Origin of the sequence: Synechococcus sp. PCC 6717, assembly GCF_022698185.1 — a bacterium.
Lineage (GTDB): Bacteria > Cyanobacteriota > Cyanobacteriia > Thermosynechococcales > Thermosynechococcaceae > Thermosynechococcus > Thermosynechococcus lividus.
This window is the reverse complement of the sequence record NZ_JAKLTV010000008.1, coordinates 1-23,838: the sequence shown is the minus strand read 5'-3', so window position 1 is coordinate 23,838 and position 23,838 is coordinate 1. Positions and strand designations below refer to the sequence as shown.

Sequence of the window (23,838 nt, the reverse complement as noted above, 5' to 3'; positions counted from 1 at the left end):
CTAGACAGGAAGCCCGCGCTCTATCTGAAGGATGAGCGTTGGGGTGTTGCTGAGTATTAAGTATGATGTTCGGGTTTGAGTCTTTTGCCGCCCCCACCCTAGCCCTCTCCTTGGGGAGAGGGAACAAGACTCTTAGCTCCCTTCTCCCTAGGGAGAAGGGTTGGGGATGAGGGCAACTCATAGCCGCACTCAGCAACACTAGGCTAGCAAGCCGCGTCGCGCTATAGTCCTAAAAGTTTACGTTTAGCGGCCTGAAACTCTGCCTCCGAGAGCAGCCCCTTCTCGTACATCGCCATTAACTGCTGAAGCTGATCTAAGCCTGTGGCACTAGTGTTTGCAGCGGGCGGGGCTGGTTCTGGTTCGGCTGTAACAGTTACTGGGGTGCTCACAGAAAGGGTTCCGAGGCGGTGGCTCTGAATGATCTCCTGTAGGGTTGCCGCTTCTCGCTTATACTCGAGGCTATCGCGCCCGCCCACTTTTTGTAGATCCTGCTCGCGCTGTTTTAGATAGGCCATGAGGTGCTCGTACAGTCCCTGCTTTTGAGCAGGGGTTTCGGCGGCATTGAGGATGACGGTCACTTGGCGTTGAATTTCTTCGAGGTCTGGGCGACAGGCTTGCACTTCCAGCACTTGGGTGACTTCTTCCCAGTTGGCGGCAATATCCACATCCTCTAGGCCAACGGCAGTATGGCGGCTGTAGCGGATGGTGGCTTCGCGGGTGGCACGGTTCTCTGCGGGTTTGAGCACTGCCAACGCCCGGGCAATGATGACGAGTTTGAGAATTTGTGGGTTTTCGGGAAATACATCCCAAAAGGGCGGGTCTTTTTGGAGGTGGACGGGAATGGGTAAATCGCGGTTTTCACCCCGTAGGCGTGCCCGCTTGGCGCTAATCATTTGTCCGCGCCAATCTTGGTAGGACTGCCGCAGTTCTGACATTCCTTCAATACAGCGCAGAGAAAAGCCACCCATTTCTTGGACAAAGACGATGCGGTGACGTTCGCGATCGCCCAAGGGCTTAATGTCATCACTGGTAATACTTTGACCACTGGGCTTGACCAAGTTTTTCAGGAGGGGGATGAGTTTTTGGGCGGCTACATCTGTGGTATTTTCACCGCCAACAATAGCAATGTTGGTGTTCACCGAAGGGGTAAACCCCGCATCCCGGCCACTCATCACCGCTTGGGACAGGATCAGCAGCGGCTTTGATTTTTGGTACGCCAAACGCAGGGCACTGAGAATCTCGCCTTCATCATTGCGGTAGAACTGAAAGAGGCGATCGCCCGCGGTAAGCTCACGGACAAGACGGCTCTCTGCTGGGGCATTCTGGAGGGTGCGCCGCAGGGTTTCATGGATAATCTCGCGCAGATCGCTCTGTTGCACCTCCGCAAGTTGCGCCAGATCCAGCAGGCGCATCACTTCGTTGGCCGCACGGGTATCTTTCCACAGGGGACTGGCCTCCTGCAAAATCGTTGCCGCCGCCGTGGTACACACATGGTTCAGGCCAAGGGTAAACGACGATTGCACGCCGGTGTTAGCACCTGCAAAGCGCTCCATCAGATCCTGATAGAGGCCGTTAAGGTCTTGGCGATCGTAGAGCTTAATGCCATTAATGCGCAGGGCATCAGCACTATCGGCTTGACTATCGGCAAGGGTTTTGAAGACATCGCGGGTGCTCATCAAGCGTTGAGTGAGCGTCGCAAGTTGCGCGTCCATGCGTTGCAGCCATTCCTCCAGTTTGGCCATGACCTCAAGGGCAAGGGTGCGCGCTTTGCGCTGAATGGTAGCACTCAAGGCTCCTTCAATCCCTTCGAGTGCCTGCTGGCAAAATTCCTCCATTTTTGCCTGTTTCGAGAGACCAAAGAGGTTGGCGTAGTGGCTTATATCCTGAAGAGCGTTTTCGTACTGGCGTTGGCGGTTGATTTCGTTGGGCTGCCACGTTTGTTCAAGTTCACGACGATACTTTTCGGCTTGATTGGTAAAAATTTGCCGGATTTGTGTCAGCACTGCGGTTGCAAACTTGAGACCCCGGTTGCGATCCTCAACAATGCGGTAGAACTCCTCCTCAAGGCTGTGGCGCACCTGCTGAATGAGTTTATTGCGGTTATCGTACATACGCTGCAAAAAGTCTCCGTGCAGCCGCTCGTCAGGCCCTAAATCCCGCAGGTGGGCTGCTCGATAGTTCTCCACTTCTTCGGTGAGCCACGGCACAAACTGTAAAATCTTGCCTTTTTCGCTCCCCATCATGCCGCCTACCCCCTGTTGGGTACATTCAAGGCGATTGTCGCGGCTAATTTGATTGCGCAGATCGTTCACCCAGCGGGAGATTTCCTGCATATAGGGGCGATCGCCGGCCGCCGCCAACGCTAAGACCAAATCCATATCCAGCAGATTCATGGGTTTGAGCAGTGTTTGGGTGAGTTCGAGTAACTGCGGTGGTAACTGCACAGACTCATTCAGCCACCAGCTCATAAAATCTTGGCACAGACGATAGGTTAGCGAGGCGCGAATTTGGGCGATGGGAATCTCGATGCTGGAGAGGCCAAAGGCCATAAAACTTTTGGGGTAGCCCCGTCCCCCAGCATCTTGGGCGGCCCAAGCGGCTTTGATATTGTCGCGAATGGAGCGTTTGTGGGGGGCAAAGTCGGAGGTGAGATCCAAAAAGATGTTTTGGGCAATCATTTCGCGAATCTCGTCCAGCTTAAATTCGCTCTCGCCGTTTTTGGTGCCCACCAGATAGGTAAAGTCAAAGGGGGGCGAGGTATAGCGGACTTCATCCCCAAGACTGCTACTAAACTGAGCGACGTACTCGGTTCGGTAGTCGGCAAAATAGCTCAATTCCATAAGTGCTGCATAGCCGTTTGCCAAGACGCGATCGCCCACGCTAATGCCAGCAAATGCATTGGGCATTGGCACAATTCCAGTCACAAGGGGGCTAGCCTGACCTTTGAGCCAGTGGCGGGTACAGTAGCCCAGATCAATGAGCATGCCACTGCCGGTGCCGCCGGAGAGCGACCCGGTAATAAACACATTTAAGCTGCTGTTGTTGACCTTGAGGCCATAACGCTGTTGCATCAGGTTTTCGTGCCCTTTGACGCGATCGCTGGCGGCCTGAAACTTTTGCTGAATGGCATGGTAGTTGCAAAAGAAGGCAAAACGACCACAGGCACGAATTTGACCGGCTCCCGCTTCAAGGGCAGTAATGTTGCGCTCTAGCTCCTTGGGAAACCATGAGCCAATCCACGGATAATTCTCGAGGTTTTGAATAATTTGCTGGACGTTTTTACCACTGACGCTTGCCCAGTGTTTCTCGTTATCTTTCAGGGGTGAACCAGCCGCCAGCGGATTACTGACTTTATAGTCGCGATCAGTATCAATCGCCAAAAAACTAATGACCGGAAACTGCTTGAGACTGCCGTAGGTCTCCTCCACTAAGCGCCGCACCCGCGATAGTACTTCAATGCCAGTGCCGCCAACCCCAACGATAACGGTTGGCACAATCGACTTCTCGTCTACTTGAGCAGGCATAGTTGTTAGCCCCTGTGTCCGTTGCTCCCATCCTAGCAACTCGCACTTGATATGCTCCCCACGCTTAAAGGCAGGGGATTCTTCTAGCCTCACAGCTTAGAATGACTGGTTCACCGACAACACTTCAAGCAAAGCAGTTTCCTACGCCAACGGGAGAGCGCGGGGCTCCTGCTGCTTTAGCTGAACCACCAGACGGCGATCCGGCTCTTCGCCATGGCTAAAGGTTTCGAGGCGATCGCTCAGGGTCTTCACTAGCGTATGTACCACCCGCCGCTCCGCCGCAGTCAAAGACTGGATTTCAACTGTTTGACCTGTTTCGAGCACTTGCCGTGCCACCTGCTGCGCAATCTCCTGAAGTTGCGCATAGCGAGCCTTGCGATACCCAGCTAGCTCCAGCGTAAAGGCCGTTTGTGCCTCCCGTGGCTGCCCTAGGTTGGAGGTTGCATTGAGGAGATACTGCAGTGCATCAAGGGCTTGGGCGTTATTGGCAAGGAGTGCGTTCACCTGTTCGCGACTCAGACTGTGATCTTGAATTTCCAGCCAATACCCCGTCGCCACCTCTGCCAATGGCGACGGAATCGCCGCCACGGTGGTCTTGAACCCCCCTAAGGCAAGCACATTCTCTAGCCACACTCGACCAGCCGCAATAGGATCATCCGTCATTGGCGCTCTCAACTCGAGGGATTACGCTTAGCCTTGGTGGGCTTGACTCCTTTTGCTCCCTTTGCTTCAAAGGGTAAAGACCCGCGATTTTTCATTGCCTCGCTGCGCTCTTGCTCCTCAACCAGTTTTTGAATGTTCTCCGGCAGGGGTTCTTGTTGCAGGATAAAGGTTTGCACCGTTTGGAAGATATTGGCAATCAGCATATACAGCAGCACCCCCGCAGGCAGTGGGAAAAACAGGAACATACCTGAAAAAATAATTGGGGTGAGCTGGTTCACCGTTTGTTGCTGCGGATTTCCCGTACTGCCTTGACCCGAAAGGAGTTGGTTGACATAGAGGCTGACCCCAAACCCCAGAATCATAATGAGGATATCCCAGTGAATTGCCCCCCAATTAATTTGGCGAGTGCCATCGGGCAGGGTGGAAATCAGTTCACTATCGATAGCACCTACATGGCCAAGGGCAGAGATAAACAAAAATCCTTTGTCTGCGGCAATGCCGGGAATCGTTCCCTGCACCGTAATATCGCCGGGTTGCAGGGCGTGCAGGTGCCCCTGCGCATCCACCGTTGCCCGCTCCTGCCCTCGGATAATTTGCCAGCGCGGTTGCAGGTGGCTGTTGGGATAGGCTTGCGCAAGCTCAGTAAACGGTTTGCCATCCTTGGTTTGAAATAGGAGATCAACCTCTTGGCCGACCCCTATTTTGTTTCCCACCGGCACAACAGCCTGCACCGGAAAATGAACCCCTTCATCGACGTAGATATTCTGGGGCTTAGTGGCAAAGGGTTGGACTTGGGTAATCTGCTCCGGTGGCACAATTTGCAGGTTCACTTGGTAGTTCACATCTGCAAAGGGGGAGCCGCGCAACGTTGCAAACAGAGCAAACAGAATTGGTAGCTGCAACAGAAGTGGAAAGCACCCCGCCAAAGGATTGCCAAACTCTTTATAGACCTCTGCCATCGCCTGCTGCTGCTCTGCGGGCTTATCTTTATACTTTTGTTGGATTTCTTGCATCCGCTTTTGCATGATGGGCTGCACAACCTTCATGCGCCGCATGTTGCGAATCGACCCCGCACTCAGGGGATACACCGCAAGGCGAATGACTAAGGTCAGCGCGACAATGGCCAAGCCATAGCTAGGCACAATCCCGTAGAAAAAATCGAGGATTGGCAGCATGACATTGTTGGAAAGGAAACCGATACCAAAATCCATGGAATCCTGCAGCTATGGGTGAACAGTTAACAGAACCATATTAGGGGCTAAGAACCAATCGCGCCACTCACCTGTTTGGCAGCGGGATTCAGCTTGGTGGAAATGAAGTCGTAAATTTCCCGAAAACGTGGAATGGCACGCATTTCAAGGCGGCTGCCGTCTTTGAGGGTGACCACCATGTCTCCATAGGCACCCCAACCCCGTGGCACGGTGACTACTTTTGTGATTTCACTGTAGATAACATCGGAGCGATCGCGCCCCATCCAGCCACCAATGACGGTAATTCGCCGGTTGGTAATGCGATACCGGAGCCAGAGGGCACGGACAACGGCTCCAGCGGTGAGGGGTAAACAAATCACTGTTAACCCCAGTAACAGGTTAATTGCTAAATCCCCCCAGTGGGGGCCACCTTCGTAAAATACCTCTTCTGTAATCCCCGGCATTGCGATTACCCCTGCGTTTGCCATTAACTGCGTTAGTTCAGCGCGACAGTTGCTGTCACTGACGTTGAGGGCAGCCTGACGCACTACCACAATCATATCCCACCCCATGGCTATCTGGGGCAGTAAGGTTCGGCAAATGCGCCGCCACTGACGCTTCAGACGATTGCGATCCACCGCTCGCTTACTCACACGCTTGCTGACCACAATGCCAATCCGCGAGGGTTGGGGTGAGGGCTGAGGTGCCAGCCACAGGATAACAAGCTGGCCATGATGGGCGTTTTTCTGCTGGTAAACGCGCTCAAAATCGTGGCGATCGCGCAGACGATGTCGCGGTGGCAGCACTAGACCGCTAGCCGTGCCCGTCCCTTGCGCCGCCGTGCTTTAATGACGTTTTGACCCGATTTGGTGCGCATGCGAGCACGGAACCCAGAGGTGCGTTTGCGTTTGCGGACAGTGCCGCCCAGTGTACGTTGAGTCATGGCTAGGTATGATTGTTGAACAGCAGTTGGAATCTTGCGCCCCACTACCTGTCAGAGCGATCTACAATCGTATCACTTCTTGCGAGGCACGGGTAGCCATTGCTAGGCTCACCGTGCGGTGGTGGGTTGTCGTTCCTTGACATTGCCATTAATGAGGTTTTTGTGATTAGTTCTGCCGAGGAACTTTGGTGCCAGATGTTAGAGCGGCTACAACTGCTGTTGAGTCGGCCAACGTTTGAAACGTGGATTAAAACGGCAACGGTACAATCCTTCGATGGGCAGGTCTTGAGCATCTGTGCCCCCAATCCGTTTGCCCGTAACTGGTTGCAGAAGTATTACCTGAAAACCATTGCCGATGTGGCGCGTGAAATTGTTGGCGAAGCCATCACCATTGAGTTGGCGATCGCCCAAGGCGCAGAGCACGACACCAGTATTCACCCCATCAATCGTTCGGAGCCAGAGCCTGCTGTAAGTCCACCGGCGCGGCAGCGGGGCAGTGATCTGAATCCTAAGTATGTCTTTTCCCGCTATGTGGTTGGCCCCAATAACCGCATGGCTCATGCGGCCTGTTTAGCGGTCGCAGAGTCGCCGGGGCGCGAGTTTAACCCGCTGTTTCTCTGTGGCGGGGTTGGGCTGGGTAAAACCCATCTGATGCAGGCCATTGGTCACTATCGTCTCGAAATTGATCCCAACGCCAAAATCTTTTATGTATCGACGGAGCAGTTCACCAACGACCTGATTGCCGCCATCCGCAAAGACAGTATGCAGAGCTTTCGTGAGCACTACCGCGCAGTGGATGTGATGCTTGTAGATGACATTCAGTTTATTGAGGGGAAGGAGTACACCCAAGAGGAGTTCTTCCATACCTTTAACACCCTCCACGAAGCCGGCAAGCAGGTGGTGCTCGCCAGCGATCGCCCCCCCAGTCAAATTCCACGCTTGCAGGAGCGGCTGTGTTCCCGCTTTTCGATGGGGCTAATTGCCGATATTCAACCCCCCGATCTCGAAACCCGCATGGCCATTCTGCAAAAAAAAGCCGAGTACGAAAATATCCGCTTGCCGCGGCAGGTCATTGAATACATTGCCGCCAGCTACACCTCCAATATTCGCGAGCTAGAAGGGGCACTGATTCGGGCGGTGGCGTACATTTCAATTTCTGGGCTACCCATGACCGTGGAAAACATTGCACCGGTTCTGAGTCCGGCAACCCGCAAAATTGAAACGTCGCCGGAGATCATTTTGCAAGTCGTCTCAGAGACCCTCAATGTCCCTATAAGCGATCTCAAAGGCAACTCGCGCCGTCGGGAAATTAGTGTGGCGCGTCAGGKGGGGATGTATCTGATGCGGCAATACACTGGCTTGAGTTTGCCAAAAATTGGCGAAGAATTTGGTGGTAAAGACCATACTACGGTCATGTATAGCTGTGATAAGGTGGCGGAACTGCAACGCAGCGATCCGGAAATGGGTAGCCTGCTGCGGCAATTGAGCGATCGCATCAACCTTGCCAGTCGGCCAACGGAACCATAACATCCTTACGGGTGTTCGGTGCTCTAAAATCTGCGGATTTGAGCGACTTGGTGTTCTTGCGCTAGGGTAGAGTTACACTGCCGAGGTTGTTGCCATGACTGCCACCACTGATCTTGAAGGCTGTGCATTTTTAGCCGCTCAAGCAAAAGTCAAGTCCTATTTGGCATCTTGGTTTCAGTTAGGCAAGCGCGTCTGTATTTGGGGTGGGAAACAGCGACTCCTACCGCAGCCAGTGCTGCAGGGCGATCGCTACAGTCAAGCCTTTGAGGCGTGCTGGGCATTCTTAATGTCTGGGCAGGCTGGAGACTGTTTTTTAGAAGACACGAATGAAACCATTGCGCAACTGCTGACCCAGTGCTGGGACATTACCCCCTGTGCCCGCTGCCAAATGCCCATTGCCTTGCCTTGTAATGGCTTACCACCGATTCACTGTCCCTGCGCTAGCCTTGGGAACTGGCCGAATTTTGATCTGCCCCTTCCCCGTGCCCCCATCAACCCCCGTACGCATCTGCTGTCGCTACAAAAACGCCTAGGGGTCTAGAGGGAATGGTGTGGGACGCTCCCCTACCCCCCGTGCTGCATCCCCAATGGCAATCTAGGCCACAGGTTTTGAAGCCCCAGTCCCTCCATCTGTGGTGGGTTCTTTTGCCGCGCCATCAACCCCGGCAAGCAGTTCTCCGCCAGTATCTGCGCCTCTATCTGCCAGATCTAGACGAGGCGCCTCTGCCCACCACGGCTTCAGGAAAACCCTATTTACCCCAGTTGAACTTTAATTGGAGTCACTCCCAAGAGATTGCGCTCCTTGCTGTCAGTGGTGCATGGGCGGTGGGTGCTGATATAGAAGTGGTGCGCCCCCACCCCCATCGGCAGGCGATCGCGCGGCGTTTTTTTGGTGCTGGGCTGCAAACAGCTTTAGCGGCTGCGCCTGAGGAGGAGCGCGATCGGGTATTTCTATACGGGTGGACCTACTACGAAGCGTGGCTCAAAGCCCATGGCGGCTCGCTATGGCAGTTGCCGCCAGCCCTAGAACCCCACTATGCCTATCGCTTTGGGGTTGGCGATCGCACTGTGGCTACTGTTGTCACCCTTTGCCCTGATCCGCCCGATGTGCAGTTTTTCCGGCTGCCACCGCACAATTGCGCTTGACTTCTCTCCTCCTTGAAAGAGAGGGGATTCCCAAAGGATGCTACGCAACGGGCTGAAGCCGCATTGCTTCGCTTTTCCCTTGAGCTGTCACCCACAACTTAATGCGGGTGGGGGCAGTCAAAGACCCCCTACTCACCTCAAGCATTTCTGCTATTGGGACTACGTTTATGTTTCGGTTCGTGGTTTCGCACTTTTCAACACTAGCCAGTTCGATACGCTCAACATCCTGCCATTGCTTGCAGTGGTTTAGGCTTGCCGCCAAAGCGGTAGTGACTTACTTGCCGGGATTTCTCCGTACTAGGATGTTTCCTCGCGTAGTTGATACGCCTACTTTCCACGTCTCTAGTTTAACACATAGAGAGGGCTAAAGCCCCCTGAGTTGGCTGTATCCCCTCGCTAAAGCGGAGGGGTTTTAGCCCGCCCACATCACTCCTATAAGCCGTAAATACTGCGCACCTGAGGTGTCGGTAAATACCACTGACGCTCGACCGGCCATGTATTGGGATCAAAGCGGCTCTGTTGGCCACGACGATACGCCGCGGTAAGACGTTGCTCCAACGCTGTTGCCGAGAGCAGGTTAAGCTGACGAATGCGCCGACAGGCTTGCCGCTTGAGCAAGGCATTGAGGGGCGTAAAGCCAATCCCCAAAAGAAAGGCTTGCAACTCGGCTTCACCCACTAAGTCGGTGTCATAGCCCGTTAAGACATGGCTGGCATCGTGGAGTTGCTTGCGGCGGGGGCCAGTGGTGAAGGGGGTCAGTCCTTCGTGCTGGTAAAAGGTGGCAAGGTCATGGCCAAAGGTATGCTCGGGCAACGACTGCAAGAAATCGAGGTGAATTATTTGGGCTTCGCTCATACCGAACCACGTGCCCAAGGTATCAATCACCCCTAGGAAGGCGTCAAATCGCTGTTGGTTAATGGCTGGTTCAGCAGTTATCATCAAGGAGTCATCACGTTTAGGCATAGTCGTTCCCGCCAGATTGACACTCATGGAAAAACGGTGGAATGCATCTGAAGACATGGCAGAGGGGCTACCAAGACAGAACACTATCAATCGTGGCTGAGGAAGATGACAGCGACTTGACAACGGTATGAAACTGCTGCAACAACAACTCGAACCAATTCCCTGCGCTGCTATTCGCTGGTTTCGGTGGGGGCGATCGCCAACAGTTCCTTAAGGGGTTTTTCGCTATCGGAGAGCGGATTTTTTAGAGGTTCCAACTCATTGCCTAGGGTAAACGTGGCAAACTGGGTGAGAATTTCGCGGCAGAAGACCTCCGCTGCTCGCGATCGATAACGGTTTGGGTTGGTAATGAGGGATAGCGTGCGCTTCACCACCACATTCTCGATTTTGACCCGCTGTAAACTACCCAGTTGTAGTTCCTTCTCAATGGCGGAAACAGACACAAACGCAGCCCCCAAACCAGATTGGACAGCGTTTTTTATCGCTTCAATCGAGTTCAGCTCCATTTCCACCTTGAGGCGGCGCGGATCAATGTTGGCTCGTTGCAGCACTTGGTCAATGACCTTGCGAATGGTGGATTGGGCATCTAGGGTAATAAAACTTAGTTTGTAGAGATCCTCCTTGGAGAGCATGTCGATTCCCGACAGCGGATGCTCTACGGGCAATACTAAGGCAAGTTCATCTTCGGCGTAGGGGGTAACGGTAATTTGCTCGCTCAGTTCCGAGGGCACTTCCCCACCAATAATCGCCAGATCAATCTGGCCGTTGACAAGGCTCCAACAGGTGCGGCGGGTGGAGTGAACATGGAGTTGCACGGCCACCTCTGGATATTTGCTGCGAAATAAACCAATCATCCGGGGCATAAGGTAGGTGCCGGTGGTTTGGCTGGCCCCAATAATCAGGGTGCCCCCTTGGAGCTGTTGCAGGTCTTCAATGGCACGGCAGGCTTCCTGACATAGCGAAAGAATCTGATCGCCGTAGGAGAGCAAAAGCTGTCCTGCTTCGGTGAGTTGGGCGCGCCGCCCGCCCCGATCAAACAGCGGTACGTTCAGTTGGCGCTCAAGGTTCTGAACCTGTAAGCTAACGGCAGGCTGCGAGACGTAAAGACTATCTGCGGCTCGCTTAAAGCTCCCTTCGAGGGCGATCGCCTTGAGAATCCGTAATTGATCAAGGGAAAATGGCAGATCCGACATGGGCGTTAAGCCATAACGAGGCTGATAAGAGGCGTTCTTCTGAACTTATCAGGAATCCTAACCAATTGGTACGGGTCAAGACGCTTGCAGGCTAGCCCTTCGGCACCTCAACCCCGCAATATGCCTCCCAGAATTGATTCTACAGGGTTGGATATTTCTCAAATGATAGTTACATTTTGCAACATATACTTTGCAACATATTGCCACAGGGGTAGCAGGGGCGAGTTAGGCAGCACCAATCCCCCGCGCAAGATCCGCAGGCGCAAACACCCCCAGTTCAGTAATAATGCCGGTAATGAGGTGGGCTGGGGTGACATCAAAGGCGGGGTTATAGAAATCAACGCCAGCGGGCGCAATACGAGTAAACCCCACTTGGTAAATTTCTTGGGGATGGCGCTCTTCAATCGGGATCTCTGCACCAGTATGAATCTTGGTATCAATCGTGGAGAGAGGGGCAGCCACAAAAAAGGGAATGTCATGGGCTTGGGCCGCCAGCGCCACGCTGTAGGTACCAATTTTATTGGCGGTATCACCGTTCAGAGCGATGCGATCGGCACCGACCACAACGGCATCAATCATGCCGCGCTGCATACAGTGGGCAGCCATCGTATCTGCTAAGAGGGTCACCGGAATCCCTTCTTGCACACATTCCCATGCTGTGAGCTTAGCACCTTGGAGGCGCGGGCGGGTTTCATCGGCATAGACCCGCTCTAGACGGTTGGCACGCCAAGCAGATCGCACAACACCGAGAGCCGTACCATAGCCTGCTGTGGCCAACGCTCCCGCATTGCAATGGGTCAGCAGCCGCAGTTTTTCAGGGGTGCTGGGTAGGGCAGCCAACCCATGCTGACCAATGGCTTGACAGGTGGCCACATCCTCGCTGGCAATGGCTTGGGCGGTTGCCAATAAATGGTCTTTTAGCGCCTCGATGGTGGCAGTTTCAGCCTGAGCTGCACTCAGCATGCGATCAATTGCCCAAAACAGATTCACCGCAGTAGGACGGGTTTGCCGGAGGTCAGTAGCCACTGCTTCCAAATGTGCCAAAAAGCTAGCGCGATCGCTACCGCTATACTCCTGCGCTCCCAATACCATGCCGAAGGCAGCAGCCACTCCAATGGCCGGGGCACCGCGAACAATCATGGTGCGAATAGCCGTCGCCATCTCGGCAGACGTCCTGATCTCTTTCAATTCATAGGCGGCGGGTAAGCGGGTCTGATCAATTAAATGGACGCGATCGCCGTGCCAAATGACCGGAAAAATAGCCCCCATACTCTCAGAACCCGCCACGACTGTCTCCTTACCTCTGCCTGTACTTGCAGCACCTAAACAACTTGTTATCATAGCCCAGCCCATCCACAAAATCGCCTCAAAAGGTAGGTGTGCCCCTCCCGGCGATTGACAATTTTGAGCCGGTGGCTGCCATCAAGAGTCCACAGGTCACACAAACAAGCCCAGCTCCTAGGCAAAGTCTAGGTCTTTTGCTAGAACGTTCTTCTTAGGGATTGCCTAGCTATTGTTCCTGAATGCCAAAGGCCAATACCCAGCCCTCTAGGTCATTTTGGGTGCGTACTTTGACCCACTCGCCATCGCCACTGCGCTCAAGGATGGTAACAACTTCTTCAAAGTCGATGCTTCCTAGGGCTTCGGCCTCGCGATCAGGGCGATCGCGCACCCGTAATCCTTCAGCATAGGTTACTCGTCCGTGTTTGACTGGTGCTGGGGAGGTGCTGGCGGGAGAGGTCGCGGTCTGAGCAGTGGGTAGCGGTTGCTCTACTTCGACGTTGGGGCGTGGGGGTGCCCACAGTAAGCCAAAAATTAATGGTGTAATAATGACTGCCACAGTAGTGGCAATGAGTCCTAGCCCCAGCAGGGTACCCAACAACCATTGCAGTAAGCGCAGGAGTTTCATGGGTTAACGGCTATTGGGGGAAGGCAGCAGGCGAGACGCAAACCGTGCCCGACCCGAGGCGGCCCACTCTTGCAGTTGGTGAACCTGTTCGCGAGCGGTGCGCGCCAAGGGAATGATTTCACTGGCAGCGTGGAGTAAATCTTCGGTGGTGAAGTCGCGATCTTGACTAAAGGCAAGATGCATGGCTTCAATAATACACTGCTCAATTTCAGCACCAGAAAAGTCAATGGTTTCGTAGGCGAGCCGATCCAAATCATAATGCCCGAGGCGATCGCCCCGTACCCGGCTGAGGTGCACTTCAAAAATTGCCCGCCGCTCATCGACGCTGGGTAAGCCCACAAAAAAGATTTCATCAAAGCGGCCTTTGCGCAATAGCTCTGGCGGCAATACTTGGATATTATTGGCAGTGGCAACGACAAAGACGGCGGAGGTTTTCTCTGCAAGCCATGTAATAATTGTGCCAAAGACACGGCTACTGGCTCCGCCATCACCGCGGCTATCAATGCCTGCAAAGGCTTTGTCCAGTTCATCAATCCACAGCACGCAGGGGGCAAGCGCCTCAGTAATTTGGATCATGTCACGGGTGCGGGCTTCGGATTCGCCAACAATGCCGCCAAATAACCGCCCTACATCTAGCCGCAGTAAAGGCAAGTGCCATTGGTGGGCGATCGCCTTCGCGGTTAGGGATTTACCGGTTCCCTGAATCCCTGCTAAGAGCACGCCCCGCGGATAGGGCAAGCCATAGCGACGGGCACGCTCTGAAAAGGCACCTCCCCGGCGCAGCAACCATTCTTTGAGGTTGTCGAGGCCACCAATATCCGCAATGGTTTCCTGAGCGGGATAAAAGTCAAGAATTTGGGTTTGCCGCAGGATTTGACGCTTTTCTTCAAGGACTAAATCGACATGGCTAGCGTCAAGGGTACCATTAAGGGCGATCGCCCGGCCAATGACCCGGCGAATGCGATCAAGGCTTAGCCCCTGACAGGCGCGAATCAACTGATCCAGCACTGCTTCTGAGGGAGTTGTCCCTAAACTTTGGCATAGCTTCAGTAATTCGGCATGAATGTCATCGCGACGGGGCAGCGGAAACTCCACCACCGTAACCACATCGCGGAGTTCAGGGGGTAACTGTACCGTTGGTGCTAGCAAAATCAGGTTCTTGGGTTGGGACTTTAACAGCCGTGCTAAATTCCGCAGCTTCCGGGAAATTGCAATATCGTCAAGAAACCGATGAAAATCCCGCAGCAAAATAATCGCCGCGGCAGGGGCAGGCAATTTTTCAATGAATTCTAACGCTTGCAGAGGATTACGCTTAGCGGTACCAGTATCGTTGGCGGTTCCCTGATACCCGTCTACAAAGTCCCAGATGTAGAGAGGACGCTGGTTAAACCGCTGGCTAATGCTGTGCAGTACCGCCTCCAGACGCTCTTCTTCTGTTGTGGGGATATACAACAGCGGGTAGCGGGCACGCAGTAGCAGTTCCAGATCGGAATGGGCACTCACGATGGTGGGTCAGAACGCTCTAAGGCAGATTGCAGTTGCGCTAAGGCCGCCCAGCGATGATCCGTGATCGCCTCTCCCGTTGCGGGTGGCATAATCCCACCACACTGAGGATCACAGTACTGTGGGTGGGGCAGGGCTAAGCATAACTGCTGATACAACCAATCTACTAAATCGATACGCCCTGTGGCGGGCAGGCTTTCCACAAGGTCATCCACAACATTTGCATCAGGCACAGCCGCAGTGTCCGCCAGCCAGATCAGTTCCGTTGTCGTGCACACGAGCCGATGATTGTAGTACTGTAAACAGCGATCGCAACAGAGGGTCATAATCGTGCCCACATTTGCGGACACCTCCAGATAGGTCTGACGATGACTCACACTGACAACACCCTGCACTGGGGTTAAGGTAGCGAACTCCGGCCATTGCGCACTGACCTGCCATTCGTAGGTGTGATCTGGCAACCTGAGAAGATCAGGGATAGAGAGCCAGTGATGCTCGGCCACGCTAGGTTCCTTGGGTCATCCGATAAAGCTCTTGCAGGAAGCTAAAACACTGCTGGGCATTCATGGAGGCAGGCTGAAAAGTAACTGCAGGGGAGTATTTTAGGCGCAGCAACCGGATGGTGTCGCTGTCCATATCTCCCAATTGCACCAGCCGCATTGACCAATTAATAAAGGTGCGCTCATCAATTTCCTTAAATTCAATGATTTCGGCACTGTGGTGGCGGGGGTCTTTGAGAATGCGAGCGTAGGTTTCGCTAACTTTGCGGCGATCGCCCTCAAGAGTCTGCAAAAACATCCCATTGCCAAAGCAGAGCATCCCCGTAATCCCATCGCGGACATTGTTCACTTCTGACTTAGCCATGATGTCTCGCAAATCGGAGTAGGCTAGGCCATCAGTCGCCGAACTGAGGTAGAGGAGGCGGTGAAGTCTCATCAACAATCCGTTGCAAATCCAACACAATTCCACTATGCCATGAAAGGGATCATCCTCAGACCCTCTGAAAGACCCCTCCCTATAAGGCAGCTACTGTGTATGCACATCTTGGACATGAGCTAGAATCCAGCCTTGAATMCCCTGCCACTAGTACGAGTGCGGCACAACACAAAAGAAAACACAACACAAAGGAAAATAATTTGCGCCTTATATCCCCATCGCTAAAGCTAGGGACTTTACGGCGTTCTTGGGTCACGTCCGATGCACTAGCAGGAGTTACTGAGAACCCCGCCCTCTATGCGCCAACATGAATACCGGGGGTAGGTCACCTGTTGAGTACCGTACCAGTTGTTTGAGCGCTACTGTGGCTGACAGTTGCTCGGTCAAACCACGGCTCTCCCTGTTTGAGGCAAGGGAGTGTCAGAATAAACAAGGTGAATGAGGAGGCAGTATCAATGGGCTGGGTTCTGCTCCAACCAACGCGGCGACGGCGATCGCCCCTAGTGATGTCCTTCGGTTTGGCCACACTCCTCAGTGGTGGCCTGACGCTGTGGCTGCTCCGTACTTTACTGCCCTCAACCGCAGCTTTGCCTGAACCACTCGCCGCCCCCCAGCGTCCATTGCCTCGCCCCCTTCTTGATGGTCGCAGTCCTCTACTTTGGACACCAAACATACCCAATAAAGCGCCGACAACAGCCCCTCCAGCAACCCCACACGCGAAAACCATTGTACCGGCGGTTCCACCGGTTGCCCTCCAGCCCGTGCCCCCCAGCCAAGACCCAGCACCGCAAGTGCGCGTGGCGATCGCCCGGGATCACGCCCACCTAACCGTTGGCACTGCCGTTGCCACCCCTGTTACGAACGATCAACAGCAGGTGATGACGCAATTGATCCCCTCCCAAGGGGCAACAGTGACCGCTCGCGAGGGGATTTTATTCTGGAATGGTCAACCCCTTGCTGCCTCGCTGTGGATTCGCCCCAGTAATCAACTCACCTTTGTGGGTAGTAAATGGTATCGCGGGGTTGTTCGCCTCATTGCCCAAGGCAATACCGTCACCGCAGTGAATCAGGTGGATCTAGAGCAATACCTTGTCAGTGTTGTGGGGTCGGAAGTGTATCCTGACTGGCCGATGGCAACCCTGAAAGCGCAGGCGATCGCTGCTCGTTCCTACGCCTTGGCACAGATGTTTCAGCCCGCCAGTCGCTTTTTTGACCTCGGCAACGATGAGCGCTGGCAAGTCTATCGCGGTATTGAAACAGAGTGGACAACAGGGCACGCCGCCGTTCAAGCTACCCGGGGGATTGTCCTTACCAAGAGTGGTCGGGTGATGGTGTCGATGTATGCTGCAACCGATGACATTGTGCGGGAGGTCTTTGGCGGACGGGGCATGAGCCAAACCGGCGCCTACGAACTGGGCAAACGCGGCTATAACCACCTGCAAATTTTGGGCACTTACTATCCGGGGGCGGGTCTATCGCAAATTCAAACCCAGTGAGCGTGATATTAAGGCACTCAGTAACCCTTGCACACTATGGTCTTGAGCCTCGCAGTCCACTCGCCCGAGCAACTGGCGGCAGGTCTCAGAGGTTTGCGGACCAATGCTGGCAATCTGTACCGATGCAAGAAGCGTTGCCGCCTGAGCGCCAACCAATTGACAAAAGTGCTTAACGGTCTTGGAACTGGTAAAGGTTACCGTAGTTACCCGTCCCTCTTGCAACGCAGCTAGGATGGTGGGGTCAGCCTGCTGAGGGCAGCGCGATTCGTAGGCGGGCACTTCACTCACCGTCGCACCAGCGGCAGTAAATGCATCGGCTAAAAGGGGACGGCCACCGCTTTCAACCCGTGGAAACAGGAGACGCAGCCCAGCCACAGGCACTGGGAACTCAGCCACTAGCGCATCGGCCACAAATTCACTGGGGATAAAATCTGCCACAAGACCGTAGGTTTGCAGCGTCTGAGCCGTTTTTTCACCGACAACTGCAATCTTGAGGGTGGCTAAGGCACGGCTATCGTTGCCCTGCTGTTGCAGCCGCTGCATAAAAAAGTTCACGGCATTGTGGGACGTGAGAATCAGCCAGTCAAACTGGGGCAGTTGACTTAAGGCTGTATCGAGAGGCTGCCAAGAGCTAGGGGGAACAATTTCTAGGGTGGGCAATTCCAGAACCGTTGCCCCTGCAGCCCTTAACTGTTGGCTAAAGGGACTGGCTTGGCCAGCAGCACGGGKCACAAGAACGGTTTGACCAGATAAGGGGAAATCGGGCATGGGCGATGTTAAGGCGGGCAGTGCTAGATCTAGCCTAGCGAAAGGGTACCGCTTTTGCGCAACGGCACCGATCACCACAACGGCGGGRGCCATATCGGGGTGGTCGGCTATGTTTAGGTACTCCTCAAGGGTGCCAAACCACTCTTGCTGCTGGGGTTGTCCCGCCCATTGCACAATAGCTAGGCCATCGTGGGGCGATCGCCCCACAGCAATCAGTTGCTCTAGGATATAGCGCAGCGAGCGAGTGGCCATCAGGAGGATTAGGGTTTCGATTTGCACAAGGCTCGACCACGGCAGGGTTTCAGGGGCATGGCCCGACACAATGGCCACAGATTGGCTCACGTCCTTGGCTGTCACACACAAGCCTGCCAGTAAAGGGGCAGCGAGGGCGGAGGTCACCCCCGGCACCACTTCTATTGCCAGCCCCGCACTTAAGACGGCCTCTACCTCCTGCTGGAGGCGGCCAAACAGTCCGGGGTCACCACTTTTGAGCCGTACTACGCGACGATAGCGGTGGCCGTAGTCACACAGAAGCTGGTTGATCGCTGCTTGGGGTAGGGCTGCCCCACCCGCGCGTTTGCCGACAGGAACCCTGAGGCAATGGGCAGGAGCTAAATCTAGCAAGGAGGGGTGGATCAGCGCATCGTAGAGGATGACCTCCGCTTCTTTCAGACAAGCGATCGCCCGTAGCGTCAGATCAGCCACCGTTCCTAACCCAGCACCCACAAAAAAAATAGTCACTGAATTCTATCCTTGGGAAATATAGTGTTTGGCTAGGTGGGTCTATCGGACTTGGTATGCTAATGTAACATGCTATACGAAATCTAAGATATGCAGCTACTTCTAACTGATCTACTCAACCTACCTGGAATTGAGGTTGAAGATTATACCGATATTGCGGGAGAATTGATTCTTATAGTGGAAGCAAAGACAACCGAGGCGATTTGCCCACGTTGCCAACAAAAAAGTTGTCATTTACACCAGAATCATTGGTATCTAGTGCGAGATTTAAGCATCAGTGGACGAACCGTATTTCTTAAGATCAATCGTCGCCAGTTTAAGTGTCGAACTTGTGGTAAGCCATTCAGTGAAACGCTCGATTTCATCGGCAATCGTCGCAAGCAAACGGATCGATTTGCTCAGTCAATCGTGCAACAGGTTTTGCACAGCGACATTCATAATGTTGCAATTTTAAATGGTCTCACTGATGAAGAAGTATGGTCAATGGTACAGTATGTCAGTAAAAAAAACTCCACGTCGATGTGAGTTCAGTAAAACGATTAGGTATAGATGAGATTTCCTTAGGTAAAGGACAAGGAGATTACATAGTTGTTTTGGTCGATTTAGAGCGGCGAATTCCCCTTGCCTTTGCCCCTTCTCGCGAGCAGGAAGATGTGAGGCAAGTGCTTGAGGCATGGGGAGCAGCGGTACTCAATCAAATTATTGAGGTGAGCATTGACCTGTCTGGAAACTATAAAAGTTTGGTTCATAAACTCCTACCGAATGCTACGGTGGTTGCTGACCGATTTCATTTTATAAAAATTGTGAATCAGGAATTGGATAAGGCTCGAAAAAGTATTTGTAAAGCGAATGAGCAGACGGTAAATGAAGTCCAGAAAGCCCAGATTGCAGCCGCGCTCAAACAAAGTAAATATGCGTTACTGAAGCCGGAGGAAAATCTAACTCAGAAGCAAAAAGCAAAACTGGAAGAAATTCGAGAAGTAGTGCCAAGTCTGGCTCGAATGCATCAGGAGAAGGAATCGTTTAGAGCCATCTTTGAGCAAGCAAAAGATTGGAAAGATGGAACCTTTCAACTCGATTGGTTAGTTAAGCATAACTCGGACGATAGAGCCAGATGGTATGCAGTTATTATAGATGCCGATTTACGTGAATAGCAACCGTATGAGAGAAGATGGCATACAGCTAAAATCGACTCGTCGTTGCACGTATCAGTCAGGACATCACTTTGTCTAATGTCAAGACTGATTCTGCCTACTGCCGTAGGCGCGGGAACCGTTCTGTATCCCCGTCGGGAACGAGCGAGGTTTTATCCGGTTCCCGAACCCTCCGGTTTCTATAAAAGCAGACCAATCGCTGCCAGTAAAATGCTGGCATGATTCAGAGACCAAATAAACTCAAGCACCACAGGAGATAGGCAACCCATACCTTCAAAAAGTGAGGCTGGGGCACCTCTTGACTTGATTGCGGTGTGTTTTGGTAGGGCAATGCTTGCGGCATTTTTACGTCACTGATGCATCCATAAACGATTTTAACGACTGAGCTAAATCGGCGGGAAGTGCCGCACTGTATGTGTGAATTGTATTTACTCAACGAAGATGAGTGTCGGGGGTAGGTGACACCGGACATCCCCATCCTCAGAACAGAAGCCGGATCAACGGGTGCGCTCCATTTCAAGACGATAGCGATTTTTCTTTGTGGTTTGAATCCCTTGGATCACGAGTCTGCCTTTACCTCGAATAGTGATGAGGTCGTTCACTTTGACGGCATACCGGGGGTGCTGCACAACGTGCCAGTTGACGCGCACCATACCACTGCTAATCCATTCACTCATTTTGCTGCGGGAGAGGCCAAATCCAGCTGAGGCAACGGCATCGAGGCGCAGGGAAGCTTCGACGGTGGTGAGATGCTTGGTTTGCGGCGGTGCAACGGCCAATTGATCCCAAGGACAGGGGKCAACGGTTACAGGCACTGTGCGAACCTGCTTGAGTGCGGTAGTGATTAAGGGAAGGCTGTCGGGGTTGACAATTGCTTGCGCACCTCGCTCTCCTAAAAGAATAATATCACCGTAGTCATCAGCAGCTACACCCGCTGCCTCTAGGGCTGACTCAAAATCGATATAGGTGGCGGGGTCAAACAGAAAGTTACCGCTAATGCGCACCAAGGCTAGGGGAGGACGCTGATCGTCTAGGGATAGCTCCGCAGGGGCGATCGCCAACCGGCAGCGCTCTGCTTGGGGATACCCACCCCAAGGCTGAGCATGGACATCGACCCGCTGCCCGATGTCAGTCAGCACCGCTGCTAGCTCATCCGGCGGCAGAAAGGGGGTATGGAGGACTGACCACGTTTTAAGCGCTGTATCAACCAGTGCCGCGATCGCCGACATAATTCTTCCACCTAAAGAGTTGTGATCTGCGGTACATCCAGCCACTGCGCTAGATAGTGCTTCAGCTGCTGGCAAAACCGGGGGCGATCGCTAAACTTCTCGGTGCGAATGGTTTTGCGCTGGGGGTCTAAACTCCAGCCGTAGTCACTGCTCAGGCGAATTTTGCCCTGCCAATCTGCAATGGAGATCACAAGCTGGGAGGCCGGGCTGTTATCGACCCCCTCAACTCGAAACACATAATTAAAGGTGTTTTGCCGTCCTGCCGCTACGGTTGACGCTTGGCCAAACCGCTCCTGAAGGCGCGATCGCATCTGCTCGACCAAGGCTGCATCACCGATGTCTTCGAGGGTGCGCACGGCTAATGTCAAGGCAAAGTAAAATTCTTCAACGGGAATAAACCGCAGTTCCATGGGGGCGCAATCTTGCCAAAACTCTTCTCAAAATAGTACACTAGAAAGCTGTGTCTAAAATAGGGCAAGGCTATGCCAAAGCTGAAAACTCGTCGTTCTGCCGCCAAGCGTTTTCGAGCCACCGGCAGTGGCAAATTTATCCGCCGCAAGGCCAATAAAAATCATTTACTTGAGCACAAGGGGAGCGATCGCAAAAATCGCCTCTCCCAAAAAGCGCTGGTGGACGAACGGGACTTTGAGCGGGTCTCGTTGATGTTGCCCTACGCTTAAAACACACTCGGCTCCCTATCATGAAGGATTAACGTATGGCAAGGGTTAAACGGGGTAACGTTGCCCGCAAACGGCGTAAAAAAATTCTCAAGCTAGCCAAAGGTTACCGAGCTGGCCACTCCAAATTATTCCGCACCGCTAATCAGGTGGTAATGAAGGCGCTGTGCAACGCCTATCGCGATCGCCGGCGGCGGAAACGGGACTTCCGGCGACTGTGGATCGCCCGCATTAATGCAGCGGCGCGGCAACACGGCATGAGCTACAGCCAACTCATTGGCGCCCTCAAAAAGGCCGATATTCAACTCAACCGCAAAATGCTGGCACAGCTTGCCGTGCTCGATGCCGATGCCTTTGCAACAGTGATTAGCACTGCCCGCTCCACTTCAACTCCTTGACTCACGAGGTAGTTGGGGCATGATTGCCACTTTTCAGTCCCCCGGTGCCATGCTGAATCTGGGGGTAATCTCCCTCCGTTGGTATGGCCTGCTGATTGCCGTTGCTGTTTTTATTGGTATTTGGCTCAGTCAGCGCCTCGCTCGGCAGCGGCAACTGGATCCCGATGTGATTGCCGATTTAGCCATTTGGTTGGTTATCGGTGCCATTCCAGCGGCGCGCCTTTACTACGTTGCGTTTAACTGGGCTTATTACCAAGAACACCTTGATCAAGTAGTTCAGATTTGGCGCGGTGGGATTGCCATTCACGGTGCCATCTTGGGGGGAATGGCAGCAATGGCCTTATTTACTTACTGGCGACGGCTCTCCTTCTGGCAAATAGGGGATGTCATTGTCCCCTCTTTGATTTTGGGGCAAGCCATTGGCCGCTGGGGCAATTTTTTTAACTCCGAAGCTTTTGGTGCCCCCACAGATTTACCGTGGAAACTGTACATTCCTGCCCACCACCGCCCGCCGGGGTTACTGGCAGAGGCCTATTACCATCCGACGTTTCTCTACGAATCCCTCTGGAACCTAGCGGTATTTGCCCTGCTGCTGTGGTTGTTTGGCCAGCCCCGCTACCAAAAGCCAGGCACGCTGCTGCTGACCTACGCTATTGCCTACAGCCTTGGTCGCTTTTGGATTGAAGGCTTACGCTTAGATAGCCTGATGCTGGGGTCGCTGCGCATTGCTCAAGTGGTCAGTTTGGCGTGGATTGCCCTAGGTGTGTGGGGGTTATTTCGTCTCTACAGCCAAGGAAAAACCTTGCCGGACTGGCAGTCGCATTAGGCGACTACTTCCTCGGCAAAGCTTTGCCAACGCACAAAGTGAAATGGACCTGCTACAGACCCCCAAACGTGTTCATCGGTGTTAGGATCCCGACCGCGATCATGGCTGATAAAGCGATCGCCATCAATTTCAAACGTACTATCCAGATAGGTATCGCGGCCTTTGCGCACCACTTTACAGGCCTTACCGGGTTCTACTTCCCCACGGAAGCTATGCCCAGTCCAGTAGGTGAGCATATTACAACCGCACAGCAACTCTAGGTCATCGGCGCTTAATTGCGCTAAGCGTTGGCGATCGCGGGCGGCGCCGAAAAAGCGCTTCTCGTCCTTAAGCACATAGTTTTTAATGACAATGTGATCCTCAGCGGGCAGAAGTTCCAACACTCGCGTGCGGTAGGGTACCCCCAGCAGATAGTCGTAGGCTTGCTCAACGTACAGCCCAATCCCCTCTAGCACGCCCCTAGGCAACGGTCGCATACATACGCGAATATGGGCATAAAAAGGCGGATTTTCAAAGGCTTGGGCTTGATTGCTAAAATCAGCGGCCATCCAACGGCCAAGGGTTAACACATCGGTGGCGTGGCTCATACAGCAGCTATCAATTGACATACTCCCCGTGCCTAACGGCAGGGGATTCTTATTCTTGGTTCTGCGACAGCACTTATCGCATCAGGCTGCCCTGCTACAACAGCGGTGCTTATCTCCCCAAGCGTTCCCCCTTGCGGGGCAGTTCCCTTTTGCCCAAAGGTACTGTTAAACCAACCAAAAAAACTTAGGTTGTTTTCTAGCCGTTAGGCTATTGGGTTTTTAGAGAGGTTGATTACCCTTACCTCTGGTTTTAGTTTAAACTAAAACCACTCTAAAAGACGAGTTTTTAGACCCAAAATTTTCGATAACACAACATGCGCCTTATATCCCCATGCCTGAAGGCAGGGGCTTTACGGCGTTTTTTTGGTAATAGGGCGTGATACCCGAAGTGGAACATCACTGCGCCCGAGGGTGTGCTAGGCTGTAGTGAGTTATAGGAGTGATGTGGGCGGAGATCGGAAGAGC

Annotated in this window: 25 protein-coding genes and 2 pseudogenes; 9 read left to right on the top strand and 18 right to left on the bottom strand. The window is 53.5% G+C overall.

What is annotated here, in order from left to right:
* Positions 1-221: 221 nt before the first annotated feature.
* From L5470_RS06580 to rpmH, 6 genes and pseudogenes are all read right to left on the bottom strand, one after another.
* Positions 222-3,524, bottom strand: a complete 3,303-nt coding sequence (locus tag L5470_RS06580) for a tubulin-like doman-containing protein (protein ID WP_499498935.1) — start codon at positions 3,522-3,524, stop codon at positions 222-224.
* A 141-nt stretch (positions 3,525-3,665) separates the two neighbouring features.
* Complete coding sequence (locus L5470_RS06575) at positions 3,666-4,187, bottom strand: Jag family protein (RefSeq protein WP_099799752.1); 522 nt, start codon at positions 4,185-4,187, stop codon at positions 3,666-3,668.
* An 8-nt stretch (positions 4,188-4,195) separates the two neighbouring features.
* Positions 4,196-5,398, bottom strand: a complete 1,203-nt coding sequence (gene yidC / locus L5470_RS06570) for a membrane protein insertase YidC (RefSeq protein WP_499498933.1) — start codon at positions 5,396-5,398, stop codon at positions 4,196-4,198.
* A 47-nt stretch (positions 5,399-5,445) separates the two neighbouring features.
* Positions 5,446-5,841, bottom strand: coding sequence for a PH domain-containing protein (locus tag L5470_RS06565; protein WP_376787950.1), 396 nt, complete (start codon positions 5,839-5,841; stop codon positions 5,446-5,448).
* Positions 5,842-5,865: 24 nt separating this feature from the next.
* Positions 5,866-6,183 (bottom strand): annotated as a pseudogene (gene rnpA / locus L5470_RS06560) (ribonuclease P protein component); the annotation flags it as partial.
* On the bottom strand, positions 6,183-6,320 hold the full coding sequence (rpmH, locus tag L5470_RS06555) for a 50S ribosomal protein L34 (protein ID WP_099799755.1): 138 nt from the start codon (positions 6,318-6,320) through the stop codon (positions 6,183-6,185). The gene rpmH and the pseudogene rnpA, both read right to left, overlap by 1 nt.
* Positions 6,321-6,515: 195 nt before the next feature.
* Here rpmH and dnaA point away from each other — a divergent pair, with 195 nt between their 5' ends.
* The 3 genes from dnaA (at position 6,516) to L5470_RS06540 (ending at position 8,993) form a co-directional block, all read left to right on the top strand.
* Positions 6,516-7,847 carry a chromosomal replication initiator protein DnaA gene (gene dnaA, locus L5470_RS06550; RefSeq protein WP_499498949.1) on the top strand — a complete coding sequence of 444 codons (1,332 nt, stop codon included), beginning with the start codon at positions 6,516-6,518 and terminating at the stop codon, positions 7,845-7,847.
* A 94-nt stretch (positions 7,848-7,941) separates the two neighbouring features.
* Positions 7,942-8,388 carry a hypothetical protein gene (locus L5470_RS06545; RefSeq protein WP_499498930.1) on the top strand — a complete coding sequence of 149 codons (447 nt, stop codon included), beginning with the start codon at positions 7,942-7,944 and terminating at the stop codon, positions 8,386-8,388.
* Positions 8,389-8,420: 32 nt separating this feature from the next.
* The gene (locus L5470_RS06540; RefSeq protein WP_499498928.1) at positions 8,421-8,993 is read left to right on the top strand and encodes a 4'-phosphopantetheinyl transferase family protein; all 573 of its coding nucleotides are present in this window, start codon (positions 8,421-8,423) and stop codon (positions 8,991-8,993) included.
* Between the two features lie 432 nt (positions 8,994-9,425).
* On the opposite strand, the gene L5470_RS06535 is transcribed toward L5470_RS06540, so the two are convergent.
* The 7 genes from L5470_RS06535 to L5470_RS06505 all read right to left on the bottom strand — a co-directional run bounded on the left by L5470_RS06535 (position 9,426) and on the right by L5470_RS06505 (position 15,497).
* Positions 9,426-9,956, bottom strand: coding sequence for a hypothetical protein (locus L5470_RS06535; RefSeq protein WP_499498926.1), 531 nt, complete (start codon positions 9,954-9,956; stop codon positions 9,426-9,428).
* A gap of 170 nt (positions 9,957-10,126) precedes the next feature.
* Positions 10,127-11,149: a LysR family transcriptional regulator gene (locus L5470_RS06530; RefSeq protein ID WP_099798888.1), complete on the bottom strand. Its 1,023-nt coding sequence runs from the start codon at positions 11,147-11,149 to the stop codon at positions 10,127-10,129.
* A gap of 225 nt (positions 11,150-11,374) precedes the next feature.
* Entirely contained in the window at positions 11,375-12,436 is a 1,062-nt protein-coding gene (gene mtnA, locus L5470_RS06525; protein ID WP_099798889.1) for an S-methyl-5-thioribose-1-phosphate isomerase, read from the bottom strand.
* A gap of 223 nt (positions 12,437-12,659) precedes the next feature.
* The gene (locus tag L5470_RS06520; RefSeq protein ID WP_099798890.1) at positions 12,660-13,058 is read right to left on the bottom strand and encodes an SH3 domain-containing protein; all 399 of its coding nucleotides are present in this window, start codon (positions 13,056-13,058) and stop codon (positions 12,660-12,662) included.
* Between the two features lie 3 nt (positions 13,059-13,061).
* Positions 13,062-14,561 carry a Ycf46 family AAA ATPase gene (locus L5470_RS06515; protein WP_099798891.1) on the bottom strand — a complete coding sequence of 500 codons (1,500 nt, stop codon included), beginning with the start codon at positions 14,559-14,561 and terminating at the stop codon, positions 13,062-13,064.
* A complete protein-coding gene (locus L5470_RS06510; RefSeq protein WP_448526093.1) occupies positions 14,558-15,064 on the bottom strand; it encodes a YceD family protein in 507 nt (168 codons plus the stop codon). The genes L5470_RS06515 and L5470_RS06510 overlap by 4 nt, the downstream gene beginning before the upstream one ends.
* 1 nt (position 15,065) lies before the next feature.
* Positions 15,066-15,497, bottom strand: coding sequence for a BLUF domain-containing protein (locus L5470_RS06505; RefSeq protein ID WP_499498923.1), 432 nt, complete (start codon positions 15,495-15,497; stop codon positions 15,066-15,068).
* A gap of 455 nt (positions 15,498-15,952) precedes the next feature.
* Here L5470_RS06505 and L5470_RS06500 point away from each other — a divergent pair, with 455 nt between their 5' ends.
* On the top strand, positions 15,953-16,993 hold the full coding sequence (locus tag L5470_RS06500) for a SpoIID/LytB domain-containing protein (RefSeq protein ID WP_499498921.1): 1,041 nt from the start codon (positions 15,953-15,955) through the stop codon (positions 16,991-16,993).
* On the opposite strand, the gene L5470_RS06495 is transcribed toward L5470_RS06500, so the two are convergent.
* Both L5470_RS06495 and cobA read right to left on the bottom strand, forming a co-directional pair.
* Positions 16,970-17,761 (bottom strand): uroporphyrinogen-III synthase, encoded by a 792-nt coding sequence (locus L5470_RS06495; RefSeq protein ID WP_499498947.1) that lies wholly within the window; start codon positions 17,759-17,761, stop codon positions 16,970-16,972. The two genes, L5470_RS06500 and L5470_RS06495, sit on opposite strands and share 24 nt — an antisense overlap.
* A 60-nt stretch (positions 17,762-17,821) precedes the next feature.
* Positions 17,822-18,487 (bottom strand): annotated as a pseudogene (gene cobA / locus L5470_RS06490) (uroporphyrinogen-III C-methyltransferase); the annotation flags it as partial.
* A gap of 105 nt (positions 18,488-18,592) precedes the next feature.
* On the opposite strand from cobA, the gene L5470_RS06485 reads away from it, so the two are divergent.
* Positions 18,593-19,027 carry a transposase family protein gene (locus L5470_RS06485; protein WP_499498919.1) on the top strand — a complete coding sequence of 145 codons (435 nt, stop codon included), beginning with the start codon at positions 18,593-18,595 and terminating at the stop codon, positions 19,025-19,027.
* The gene (locus L5470_RS06480) at positions 19,024-19,656 is read left to right on the top strand and encodes an ISL3 family transposase (RefSeq protein ID WP_499498917.1); all 633 of its coding nucleotides are present in this window, start codon (positions 19,024-19,026) and stop codon (positions 19,654-19,656) included. Before L5470_RS06485 ends, L5470_RS06480 begins: the two co-directional genes overlap by 4 nt.
* A gap of 497 nt (positions 19,657-20,153) precedes the next feature.
* Here L5470_RS06480 and L5470_RS06475 read toward each other — a convergent pair whose 3' ends face one another.
* Entirely contained in the window at positions 20,154-20,885 is a 732-nt protein-coding gene (locus tag L5470_RS06475) for a photosystem II electron transport protein, Sll1252 family (protein ID WP_499498915.1), read from the bottom strand.
* An 11-nt stretch (positions 20,886-20,896) separates the two neighbouring features.
* Positions 20,897-21,295 (bottom strand): hypothetical protein, encoded by a 399-nt coding sequence (locus tag L5470_RS06470; RefSeq protein ID WP_099798669.1) that lies wholly within the window; start codon positions 21,293-21,295, stop codon positions 20,897-20,899.
* Positions 21,296-21,367: 72 nt separating this feature from the next.
* Here L5470_RS06470 and rpmI point away from each other — a divergent pair, with 72 nt between their 5' ends.
* The 3 genes from rpmI to lgt are packed head-to-tail and all read left to right on the top strand — an operon-like array spanning position 21,368 to position 22,786.
* Positions 21,368-21,565 (top strand): 50S ribosomal protein L35, encoded by a 198-nt coding sequence (gene rpmI, locus L5470_RS06465; RefSeq protein ID WP_099798670.1) that lies wholly within the window; start codon positions 21,368-21,370, stop codon positions 21,563-21,565.
* Between the two features lie 35 nt (positions 21,566-21,600).
* Positions 21,601-21,960 carry a 50S ribosomal protein L20 gene (gene rplT, locus L5470_RS06460; protein ID WP_448514807.1) on the top strand — a complete coding sequence of 120 codons (360 nt, stop codon included), beginning with the start codon at positions 21,601-21,603 and terminating at the stop codon, positions 21,958-21,960.
* Between the two features lie 19 nt (positions 21,961-21,979).
* A complete protein-coding gene (gene lgt, locus L5470_RS06455; RefSeq protein WP_099798672.1) occupies positions 21,980-22,786 on the top strand; it encodes a prolipoprotein diacylglyceryl transferase in 807 nt (268 codons plus the stop codon).
* Here lgt and L5470_RS06450 read toward each other — a convergent pair.
* On the bottom strand, positions 22,783-23,373 hold the full coding sequence (locus L5470_RS06450) for a chromophore lyase CpcT/CpeT (RefSeq protein ID WP_448524456.1): 591 nt from the start codon (positions 23,371-23,373) through the stop codon (positions 22,783-22,785). The genes lgt and L5470_RS06450 overlap by 4 nt on opposite strands.
* Positions 23,374-23,838 lie beyond the last annotated feature (465 nt).